At 37.1% G+C, this 12,054-nt stretch carries 8 protein-coding genes; all 8 read left to right on the plus strand.

Going from position 1 to position 12,054, the window contains the following annotated elements:
* Positions 1–59: 59 nt before the first annotated feature.
* The 8 genes from nifJ to BCR23_RS05690 all read left to right on the plus strand — a co-directional run bounded on the left by nifJ (position 60) and on the right by BCR23_RS05690 (position 11,779).
* Complete coding sequence (gene nifJ / locus BCR23_RS05655) at positions 60–3,737, plus strand: pyruvate:ferredoxin (flavodoxin) oxidoreductase (RefSeq protein ID WP_069634503.1); 3,678 nt, start codon at positions 60–62, stop codon at positions 3,735–3,737.
* Positions 3,738–3,970: 233 nt separating this feature from the next.
* The gene (cdaA, locus tag BCR23_RS05660) at positions 3,971–4,858 is read left to right on the plus strand and encodes a diadenylate cyclase CdaA (RefSeq protein ID WP_069634647.1); all 888 of its coding nucleotides are present in this window, start codon (positions 3,971–3,973) and stop codon (positions 4,856–4,858) included.
* Positions 4,855–6,000 carry a CdaR family protein gene (locus BCR23_RS05665; protein WP_069634504.1) on the plus strand — a complete coding sequence of 382 codons (1,146 nt, stop codon included), beginning with the start codon at positions 4,855–4,857 and terminating at the stop codon, positions 5,998–6,000. The genes cdaA and BCR23_RS05665 overlap by 4 nt, the downstream gene beginning before the upstream one ends.
* 89 nt (positions 6,001–6,089) lie before the next feature.
* Positions 6,090–7,445, plus strand: a complete 1,356-nt coding sequence (gene glmM / locus BCR23_RS05670; protein WP_069634505.1) for a phosphoglucosamine mutase — start codon at positions 6,090–6,092, stop codon at positions 7,443–7,445.
* Between the two features lie 240 nt (positions 7,446–7,685).
* On the plus strand, positions 7,686–8,543 hold the full coding sequence (locus BCR23_RS05675) for an SAM hydrolase/SAM-dependent halogenase family protein (protein ID WP_069634506.1): 858 nt from the start codon (positions 7,686–7,688) through the stop codon (positions 8,541–8,543).
* 11 nt (positions 8,544–8,554) lie between these two features.
* Positions 8,555–9,106 carry an ECF-type riboflavin transporter substrate-binding protein gene (locus tag BCR23_RS05680; protein ID WP_069634507.1) on the plus strand — a complete coding sequence of 184 codons (552 nt, stop codon included), beginning with the start codon at positions 8,555–8,557 and terminating at the stop codon, positions 9,104–9,106.
* 133 nt (positions 9,107–9,239) lie between these two features.
* On the plus strand, positions 9,240–10,949 hold the full coding sequence (locus BCR23_RS05685; RefSeq protein WP_069634508.1) for an ABC transporter ATP-binding protein: 1,710 nt from the start codon (positions 9,240–9,242) through the stop codon (positions 10,947–10,949).
* A complete protein-coding gene (locus tag BCR23_RS05690) occupies positions 10,946–11,779 on the plus strand; it encodes an energy-coupling factor transporter transmembrane component T family protein (RefSeq protein ID WP_069634509.1) in 834 nt (277 codons plus the stop codon). Before BCR23_RS05685 ends, BCR23_RS05690 begins: the two co-directional genes overlap by 4 nt.
* Positions 11,780–12,054: the final 275 nt, after the last annotated feature.

Below are 12,054 nucleotides of genomic sequence, written 5' to 3' on the forward strand. Positions count from 1 at the left end.
TGAAGAAGAATATGCGTGCAACTATTCTACTTTTAGATAGAAGGATGAGGACTATTATAATGAGAAAAATGAAGACGATGGATGGAAATACGGCAGCGGCATACATCTCATATGCGTTCACAGAATTAGCCGCTATTTATCCAATTACACCAAGCTCAACGATGGCTGAATTAGTTGATCAATGGTCGGCTGAAGGCAAACAAAATATTTTTGGACAACCAGTTAAAATCGTTGAAATGCAATCAGAAGCAGGAGCTGCTGGCGTTGTTCACGGTTCTTTGAAAACTGGCGCATTAACCACTACATACACTGCTTCACAAGGACTTTTACTAATGGTTCCAAATATGTACAAAATTGCAGGAGAATTGCTTCCTTCTGTGTTTCATGTAGCTAGTCGTGCAGTAACGACAAATGCGTTGAATATTTTTGGAGATCACGGGGATGTTATGGCTGCTCGTCAAACCGGATTTGCAATGTTATGCGAAAGTAGCGTGCAAGAAGTGATGGATTTATCGGCGGTAGCACACTTAGCTTCAATTGAATCAAGTGTTCCGTTTATCAATTTTTTTGACGGTTTCCGTACAAGTCATGAGATTCAAAAAATCGAAGTGTTGGAGTATGATGAATTAGCTCCTTTACTAGATCAAGAAAAATTAGACGAATTTCGTAGTAGAAGCATGAATCCAAATCATCCGTCTGTTAGCGGAACAAACCAAAATCCAGATATTCATTTCCAACAACGTGAAACAATCAATAGTTATTACGATAAAATTCCGACTGTTGTGAAGAAATATATGGATGAAATCAACGAGTTGAGAGGAACAAATTATGATTTGGTCACTTATTATGGTGATGAAGAAGCTGAAGAAGTGATTGTTTCAATGGGATCTGCAGCTCAAGCAATCGAACAAACGATTGATTATTTAACAAAGCAAGGCCGAAAAGTTGGTTTCTTGAATATCCATTTGTATCGTCCATTTCCGATTGAAAGCTTCTTAGAAAAAATGCCGAAGACAGTGAAATCAATTGCGGTAATGGATCGTACGAAAGAGCCTGGAGCAGGCGGTGAACCTTTGTTACTAGATGTACAAAGTGTGATGTATGAATCTGAATTACGTCCGATGATCATTGGTGGACGTTATGGATTGGGATCAAAAGATGTTTTGCCGAATCAAATTATAGCGATTTATAATGAATTGTTGAAAGATAAAACATCTGCTAAATCTCGCTTTACTATTGGTATTGTTGATGATGTTACCTATACTTCTCTTGATTCAGGTGAAGCTTTAGATCTGACAAATTCTAAAACCTATCAGGCAAAATTTTGGGGCTTTGGTTCAGATGGTACAGTGGGTGCGAATAAATCGGCAATCAAAATTATCGGAGATCATACAGATAAATATGCACAAGGATTCTTTTATTATGACTCAAAAAAATCTGGTGGGTTAACGGTGTCTCATTTACGTTTTGGTGATACGCCCATTCGTTCCACTTATTTGATTGAGCACGCGGATTTTGTTGCTTGCCATACAGCAGCGTATTTAAATACCTATGATTTAGTCAAAGGTTTGAAAAAAGGCGGCACATTTTTACTCAACACCGTTTGGAATGATGATCAATTGGAACGTTTTTTACCAAGTAAACTAAAGCGTTATTTGGCTGAGAATGATATCCAGTTTTATACAATCAATGCAGTGAAATTAGCTGGCGAAGTTGGATTAGGTGGTCGAATCAATACGGCTATGGAAACGGCCTTTTTCAAATTAGCTGATATTATGCCTTTTGAAGACGTGTTGCCAATTTTAAAAGAAGAAGCGTTCAAGAGCTATGCAAGAAAATCAATGTCAGTTGTTGAAAAAAATGTTCAGGCAATCGAACGTACAGTTGAATTATTGCATAAAGTCGAAGTGCCAAATGCTTGGAAAACAATTGAAGTAAAACCAAAAGTTCGTAAAGAAAATGTAACTGACTATGTTCATGAAATTGTAGAACCGATTAATCGTCAAGAAGGAAACGAGCTTTCAGTTGGTGCATTGATAAGAAATGATATGACAGATGGACGAATGCCTGTTGGTACGACAGCGGTTGAAAAAAGAGGAATCGCTGTTGAGGTGCCAGAATGGATCAGCGACCGTTGTACGATGTGTAATGAGTGTGCCTTTGTTTGTCCCCATGCAGCGATTCGTCCGTTTTTAGCGGATGATGAAGAAATGGAAGAGGCACCAGAAGGCTATATTGTAAGAGAGATGCGTGGTGCAGATGGATTAAAATATCGTATTCAGGTTTCTGTGGAAGATTGTACTGGTTGCGGACTTTGTGTAGATGCCTGCCCAGCTAAAGGAAAAGCTTTAGTCATGAAACCATACGAAGAGCAAAAAGAACAAGCCATGAATTGGGCCTTTTCAATGACATTAAAACAAAAAGAAAATCCAGCGAAACCGAATACTGTTTTGGGTACACAGTTTAATAAACCATTATTGGAGTTTTCTGGTGCTTGTTCTGGTTGTGGTGAAACCCCTTATGTGAAATTATTGACGCAAATGTTCGGTGATCGGATGATGATCGCTAATGCTACTGGTTGTTCTTCTATTTGGGGAGGGGCAGCTCCGGTTGCTCCTTATACAACAAATGATGAGGGGCAAGGGCCTGCATGGTCAAATTCATTATTAGAAGATAATGCTGAATTTGGTTATGGAATGTTATTAGCCAACCAGACACGGCGTGAACATTTGGCAATGAAGATGAGTGAAGCGATGGCCGTGGCTTCTACTCAATTGAAATTATTGATGGAAGACTGGACCAATCATATGCATACAGGAGAAGGAACACAACAACGTGCTGCAAAACTGAAAGCAGCCTTGATTGATGAAAAAGTTGGTCAGCCCTTGTTAGAAGCAGTTTATGCTGACAATGATTTATTTGTAAAAAATAGTCAGTGGATGATTGGTGGAGACGGTTGGGCTTATGATATTGGATATGGTGGAATCGATCATGTTCTTGCTAGTGGTGCAGATGTCAATATGTTGGTGTTGGACAATGAAGTTTATTCTAATACTGGTGGGCAAACCTCTAAAGCCACACCAGCATCAGCAATCGCTAAATTTTCTGCTAGTGGAAAATATGTATCTAAAAAAGATTTAGGTATGATGGCAATGACCTATGGCAATGTCTATGTTGCTCAAATCGCTTCAGGTGCAAATCAGATGCAGACGATCAAAGCTTTTGAAGAAGCAGAACGTTTCCCTGGTCCATCAATTATTATCGCCTATACACCATGTATTACCCATGGCTTGGCAGGTGGAATGAGTAAAACACTGGAAGAAGCAAAAGAAGCAGTTAATTCTGGTTATTGGTCGTTGTACCGCTATAATCCCGAATTAAGAGAATCTGGAAAAAATCCAATGACATTAGACTATAAAAAGCCGAATTTTGAAGAAATGCAACAGTTTATGCGTAAACAAGTTCGCTTCTCATCGTTAGAGTCTACCCAGCCAGAGTTTGCTGGGAAACTTTTCGAGAAGACTGTAGATGATGCGAAGAATCGCTTTTATAATTACGCACGCATGGCTGGTCAAGAAGAAAAAATTCGAGCAAAATTAGAAAAAACAAAAGATGAAGTGGTTGTTGAAAAAGCCCCTCGGATCAAAAAAGAACGAGTTGTGGACCCAGAAGCTGAGGCAAGAAGAGCAGCTAGACGAGCAGAACGAGCTGCTAAACGAGGGAAGACTGAAGAGTAACTTGAGATTTTAAAATAGAAAGGAAGAATAGAGCTGTTGACTCTTTCTTCCTTTTTTCGTAGCACAAAAAGCGTTCCCTATTCAGCTTCCTAATTATCAAGAGAGCAAATCGCTTTGTTTCACTTTTCATTGATCAATTCCTAATTTTTTCTATCTTTTACTCTCATCCTGTAACCAAGTAAAAGATTATGGTATACTAATTAAGAAATCTTCAGAGAGAAGTGAGGTTTATGATGTCTTTTCAACTTAGTCAATTATTCGATTTACATTATTGGCGGCAATTGATCTCGTCAGATTTTTTGTCCCGTGATTATATAATCAATATTATAGATATTTTAGTCGTGTGGTACCTTGTTTATAAGTTGATCATGCTTGTTAGAGGAACAAAAGCGGTTCAGCTGTTAAAAGGAGTCGCAGTTTTTATTGTGATTCGGATATTGAGTGAAGTAATTGGATTACATACATTATCTTGGTTGATGAATCAGGTAATCATGTATGGTGTGATTGCTGCAGTGGTTATATTTCAGCCGGAGGTTCGGCGCGGTTTAGAGCATTTAGGCCGAAGTTCTTTTTTCCGCACCACTAAATCAGAGCAGCAAGAAGACGAGAGAATGATTCTTGCTTTTGATAAAGCGATCCAATATATGTCTAAACGAAAAATCGGTGCTTTGATTACTGTGGAGAGAAACACAGGATTAGATGAGTATATTGAAACAGGGATTGATCTGGATGCTGATATTTCAGGTGAGTTACTGATCAATATTTTTATACCTAATACTCCCTTACATGACGGAGCAGTGATTGTAAAACAAGGAAAAATTGCAGTAGCAAGTGCGTATCTTCCTTTGTCAGAAAGTAACTTGATTCCAAAAGAATTTGGAACCCGTCATAGAGCGGCCGTTGGAATTAGTGAAGTTAGTGATGCAGTGACTATTATTGTTTCAGAAGAAACAGGAGATGTGAGTTTAACACTAAACAATGACTTGATTCCTCGATTAACGCAGGAAGAATATCTAAAAATTCTGAGAGCAGAATTAGTTCCAAAAGAAGAAAGCAAAGATAGAAAAAATCTTTTACAACACTTTATTGAAGGTGTGTCGAAAGGGGCGAAAAAGAAATGAAAAAGCCCTCTCAAAGTAATTGGTTTTCCGGGTTATTAGCATTGCTTTTTGCATTATTACTATTTTTCAATGCTAATGCACAGGGGAATATGGCTAATATAGTCACTACGGCTCAAGTCTATGATGAAATGCTTTATAATATTCCAGTTCAGGTTGAGTATGACCATGATAAATATTTTGTTTCGGGGTATGAAGAAACCGTAAACGTCCATTTAAGCAGTGCAAATCGAATTCAATTAAATTTAGAATCCAACGAAGATACTAGAAATTTTCAAGTAGTCGCAGATTTAACTAAAACCCAGCTTGGAACCTCAGAAATCAAGTTAAGGGTAAAAGGATTAAGCACAGCTGTAACTGCTGAGATCGAACCTAAGACGATAACAGCGACAATAGAGAAAAAAGTAACGAAATCATTTGATGTACAAGCACAGTTACCTGAATCTGTTGAGGCAGAAGGGTACAAAGTTGAGAAAATAGATATTAGTCCTAAAACAGTTGAAATCACCACTGGGGAGGAGACTGCTAAGGCAATTGATCGTGTGATTGCTCCATTATCGAATGTGAAACAATCTGTTGATACGATTAAACAAACCGTTAATGTCCAAGCTCTTGATAGTAAAGGACAAGTCTTAAGTATTGAAAATCCTGCTCCTCAAGTAAAAGTGGTTGTTAATCTATCATTACCTACAAAAGAGGTTGGGTTAACCATTAGTCCAACGGGCTCACCACCAGCTGGAGTTGCGCACTATACGTTTAATCTTTCACAACAAAAAGCAGAGATTAAAGGACCTAAATCAGTATTAGATGCAATTGATACAATTGAATTACCAGTAGATGTAAGTACCATTAGGACGTCAACGAAGCAAACAATAAAAATACCGACAAACACAGCGTATATTGTTTCGCCTGAGGAAGTAGAAGTGACGATAAATCCTATTTTTGCGGGAACAAATACAGGTTTCTCTGAAAAGAGTGGGCAAAGTACGACAACATCTTTTTCAAGTCAGGTGTTGCCGTCAGTCCCTTCCAGTGAGAAGCCAGAGAGTTCCTCCAGTACACCGAACTCGTCAAGTGTACCTAGTTCAGATAGTAGTGCTGAAAATGAAAAAGAAAATGGGAGTAGTTCAGTTCCTGCGAATTAAGTCAAATGATTAAGAGGTTTTTTTATTCCTGTGAGGATTCTTCATCAGAATGGAAAAATTCTATCTTAACAAGTAGAAGGAGAGTTATAATGGGTAAATATTTTGGAACAGATGGTGTTAGAGGAATTGCGAATAAAGAGTTAACACCGGAGTTAGCGTTTAAATTGGGCCGTTTTGGCGGATATGTATTAAGTCAACATGAAGATTCTACACGCCGTCCAAGAGTACTCGTAGGTCGTGATACTCGTATTTCAGGTCAATTATTAGAACAAGCATTGATTTCAGGACTTTTATCTGTTGGAATCGAAGTGTTTCAACTAGGTGTTATTTCAACACCAGGAGTAGCATATTTAACGAGATTGCAAAAAGCGTCTGCTGGCGTAATGATTTCAGCGTCTCATAATCCTGCCGAAGATAACGGAATTAAGTTTTTTGGAGCAGATGGGTTTAAACTAGTTGATGATCAAGAACTGGAAATTGAAGCGTTGCTAGATGCAGATGAAGACAATTTACCAAGACCTTCAGCCGAAGGTTTAGGAACTCTTGATGAGTTTCCAGAAGGTCTACTAAAATATTCACAATTCTTAGTTCAAACAATTCCGGGAGATTTGTCTGGCTTGTCGGTTTGTATAGACGCAGCCAATGGAGCAACAGCAACTTCTGTTAACCGTTTATTTGCAGATTTGGAAACAGATTTCTATACAATGGGAACAAGTCCGAATGGCTTAAATATTAATGATGGAGTTGGCTCAACGCATCCTGAGAAATTGGCGGAGATGGTTGTCGAAAAAGGGGCTGATGCGGGTCTTGCTTTTGATGGCGATGGCGATCGAATTATTGCGGTTGATGAATTAGGGAACATCGTTGATGGGGATAAGATTATGTTTATCTGTGCAAAATATCTAGCTGAAAAGAATCGTTTGAAAAAAGATACGATTGTAACCACAGTTATGAGTAACCTTGGTTTCCGTAAAGCTGTTGAAGCAGCAGGAATGAAAGATGTTATTACTCAAGTTGGTGATCGCTATGTTGTTGAAGAAATGCGCAAAAATGACTATAATTTTGGCGGAGAACAATCTGGTCATATGATCTTTTTAGATTATAATACAACTGGTGACGGAATGCTTTCTGGTATTCAGTTATTAAATGTAATGAAGCAAACAGGGAAAAAATTATCTCAACTTGCTTCTGAGTTGACTGTTTATCCACAAAAACTAGTCAATATTCGAGTAACAGATAAACATGGTGCGATGGATGTTCCTGCAATTAAAGAAATTGTAGAAACGATGGAAACTGAAATGAACGGTGATGGACGTATTCTAGTTCGCCCTTCAGGTACAGAACCCTTGTTACGGGTAATGGCTGAAGCGCCAACACAAGAAAAAGTTGATTACTATGTAGATAAAATCGCCGATGTAGTAAAGGCTGAGATTGGTGTAGATTAATCATTATCTATCTTTTCTAAAATAACCTGTGTACATGATTATGTGTGTATCAGGTTATTTTTCTGTTTTGTAAATAACGAACGATTCTTAATTTTATTTTTTTATTGTTCGATAATCCCGTTGACATAAAGCGGATAAAAAGGTACTATGTTTGAGAATTGATAGGAAAAAAGAACTATTTTAACCTGTTTTTTCAAGTGTTAATTTATTTACGAATATATGTTAGAAGGGATTAGAGAGATGGGAAAACATTTAGTTTTACAAACAGATTTTGGTCTTGGTGATGGAGCAGTAAGTGCGATGTATGGTGTAGCGCATATGGTCAGTGATGAGATCATCATTGGAGATTTAACCCATGAAATTCCACCTTATGATATCTGGTCAGCTTCTTATCGCTTGTATCAAACAGTAAAATACTGGCCCAAGGAAACCGTTTTTGTTTCAGTCGTTGATCCAGGAGTGGGGAGTGCAAGACGAAGCATCGTAGCCAAGACAAATTCTGGACATTATATTATTACGCCAGATAATGGCTCTTTGACACATATTTCCCACTATCAAGGAATTGAAGAAATACGTTCGATTGATGAAGTGACAAGCCGTTTGCCTCATTCGGAAGAGAGCCACACGTTTCATGGAAGAGATATTTATGCTTATAATGGAGCGCGTTTAGCCAGTGGAGAAATCAGTTTTGAAGAACTTGGTAGTATTGTTACAATGGATTCTATCGAACGATTGCCTTTGATTGAAGCAACATGTAATGAACAGATTTTAGAAGGCAGTATTGATGTGTTGGATATCCGTTTTGGTTCTTTGTGGACCAATATTCCACTAGATTTTCTGAAGACAGCAGGGGTTGCTCATGGGGATCAATTACAAGTTACAATCTATCATCAAGGGAAAAAAGTTTACCAGAATATTATGAAATTTGCTAAATCCTTTGCAGATGTGAATATTGGAGAACCGTTAGTTTACGTTAATTCCTTAGTAAACATCGGTGTGGCAGTCAATCAGGATTCTTTTTCTAAACTGTATCATATTGGAACGGGAACAGATTGGACGATCCAGTTAAGAAAAGCGCCGAAGATTATTTTCGAATAGGAGTGTAGAACATGAAAAAAGATTTTTCTGTAAAAACAATTGTAGCAATAGGTATCGGATCAGCGGTATTTGTCATTTTAGGTCGATTCGTCGTTATTCCAACAGGATTTCCTAATACAAATTTAGAAACTTCATATCCGTTCTTAGCGTTGATTTCTGTTGTTTTTGGACCCGTTGCAGGTGGATTGATTGGATTAATTGGTCATACATTAAAAGATTTTACCACATATGGCAGCGCATGGTGGAGTTGGATTCTATGTTCTGGTATCATAGGTGTGGTTTATGGGTTTGCTGGAAGAAAAATTGATCTTCAACACGGTGAATTCAACAAAAAAGATATTATTCGTTTTAATATATATCAAGTGATTGGAAATGCTTTAGTTTGGGGATTAGTTGCACCTACATTAGACGTATTGATTTATAGCGAACCAGCTAGTAAAGTCTATACGCAAGGCGTGATTGCTGTTGTGTTAAATGTCATTGCAGTAGGGATCATTGGTACACTATTGATGGCAGCCTACGCTGCAACCCGCACGAAAAAAGGTAGTTTAACAAAAGATTAATTATGTAGTAAAATAGTTCTAGAATGAATATGACTTTTGAAGATAACAGTAAGGATGAGAAAAAGAAAGCTTGAATTTCTGAGCTTAAAGGTCTTTTCTTGTCCTTTTTACATAGAATAAAGGAGCGGCATCGATGAGAAAACCACTAATAACATTCGATAATTTTACTTTCCAGTATCATAGCCAAGCTGAACCAACATTGCATAATATTGATTTAACAATTTATGAAGGTGAAAAAGTCTTGATTGTTGGGCCAAGCGGTAGCGGTAAATCAACTTTTGCACAATGCATTAATGGATTGATTCCTTATAGTTATGAAGGGGAAATAACAGGTAGGGTAAAAATTGGAGATAAAGACTTAACCAAAACTAGCTTATTTGATTTATCTTTTGATGTGGGAACAGTTTTGCAAGATACTGATGGTCAATTTATCGGACTGACAGTGGGGGAAGATGTTGCATTTGCGCTGGAAAATGATGAAGTACCTCAAAAAGAAATGAAAGCCGAAGTTAAGCGGTGGACGGAAGTTGTCGGACTGAATGATTTTTTACAGCATCGTCCTCAAGATTTGTCTGGAGGCCAAAAACAACGGGTGTCGATGGCGGGTATTTTGATTGATGAAGCGCCAATTTTGTTATTTGATGAACCACTAGCTAATCTTGACCCTCAAGCAGGGAAGGAAGCAATCGCATTGATTGATGAAATTCATCAAAAGACGAAAACAACGGTTTTGATTATTGAACATCGTTTAGAAGATGTTTTATATCGCTCGGTTGATCGTGTGCTTGTTTTTAATGATGGTCGAGTAGTGTCAGATTTATCGCCAGATGATTTGTTAAAAACGAATATTTTAACTGAGCAAGGTATTCGGGAGCCGTTATATATAACAGCTATGAAGTATGCTGGTGTAGACTTAGAAACAGTTGAACATTTGTCTGATATTGAAAAAGTTCAAGCACCAAATCTAAAAGAACAAATGGGAAAGTTGATGACAAAGCAATCGCAACCGTTAACTCCTAGTGAATTAGCACCCTTATTGGAACTAAAGAATGTAACGTATCAATATAATAAAAATGACCGCTATGTGTTGGATGACATTTCAGTAATGTTTAATCGTGGAGAAATTCTTAGTGTTGTTGGAAAAAATGGTGCTGGAAAATCTACGCTAAGTAAAGCGATTTGCGGGTTTGTTACTCCTCAATCAGGAAAAATGGTTTGGGATGGCAAGGATTTTTCACAGTTTTCTATTAAAGAACGTGCTGACAAAATTGGTTTTGTCATGCAAAATCCCAATCAAATGATTTCTAAAAAAATGATTTTTGATGAAGTTGCTTTAGGATTAGTCTTGAAGGGAATCTCAGAAGAGGAAATTACGATACGTGTTGAAAATGTTTTGAAAATTTGCGGACTGTATTCATACAGACACTGGCCAATTTCAGCGCTTAGTTTTGGTCAAAAGAAAAGAGTAACGATTGCTTCAATTTTGGTTTTGGAGCCAGAGATGATCATTTTAGATGAACCGACTGCTGGTCAAGATTTCAAACATTATACTGAAATGATGACTTTTTTGAAAATACTGAATGGAATGGGAATAACCATTGTAATGATTACGCATGATATGCACCTTATGTTAGAATATACGGATCGAGCATTGGTGTTATTTGGTGGAAAAATTATTGCGGACACAACGCCTGTTAAAGTTCTGACAGATTCTCGTTTAGTAGAGCAGGCTTCGCTTAAAGAAACAAGTTTATTTACCTTTGCACAACATTTAGGTATGGACGATCCGTTTTTGTTCACAGAAAATTTTATGAAATATGATCAGGAGGTCCGTTTGAAATGAATGAACATCAAATGTTAGGCTATATCCCTGATAACACAATTATTCATAGGTTGAATGGAACAACTAAATTGCTCTTTTTGATTCTCTTATCGATCGCTTGCATGACAACTTATGACACACGTTTTCTCATTTTTATGACTATATTGTCATTGATTTTATTTAGGTTGTCGAATATTAAATGGCATCAAATATCATTTGTGGTAAAATTTATTTTTGTTTTTTCATTACTGAATATTATTGCTGTCTATCTGTTTGCACCAGAATATGGAGTGGAATTGTATCACTCTAGAACTGTTATTTTTCAAGGTGTAGGTCGTTTTACGCTGACCCAAGAACAATTATTTTACGAGTTTAATTTAGTCCTAAAATATTTTTGTACAATTCCTTTGGTATTGATTTTTCTTTTAACAACAAACCCAAGTGAATTTTCGTCAAGTCTAAATCGGATTGGTGTTAGTTATAAAATTAGTTATGCGGTGGCGTTAGCAATACGTTATATTCCAGATATACAAGAAGATTTTATCAATATATCTCTTGCTCAACAAGCTCGGGGCTTTGAAATGTCTAAAAAAGGCAAGCTCTTTCAACGACTGAAAGGAACCGCTCAAATTGTTTTTCCTTTGATTTTTTCTAGTTTAGATCGAATTGAAACGATCAGTACAGCAATGGAGTTACGCCGATTTGGAGAGAAGAAGAAAAGAACTTGGTATGCTCAAAGACCGTTTCATAGAGCTGACTTTTTAGTTATGAGTTTGGCTGTTTTACTGACAGTTATCAGCTTTGCACTATTTAAGGTTAATGGAGGAAGATTTTATAATCCGTTTGTTTAATAATTTTTTATAAGATAGGAAAAAAGTTTTTTACTTTTCTCCTATCTTTTTTTAGACTATACCAATTTATGTTTTTAATGAATATGTTGACATGCGTGTTTCGTTTGATGTATTATTAATGGAGTTTCTGTTGAATATGATTTAAAGGAGGGTAGTTAGACCAATAAAGGGATAGCGCCAGGCCTGAGCATTCAGGTGACGAGGAGAGAGCTTATCGAAAGATTCGGCGGATAGCTCTAGGGACTGTACTCTACAAGCTAGGAAGAAAAAATAAT

This window comes from Enterococcus quebecensis, assembly GCF_001730365.1.
Lineage (GTDB): Bacteria > Bacillota > Bacilli > Lactobacillales > Enterococcaceae > Enterococcus_L > Enterococcus_L quebecensis.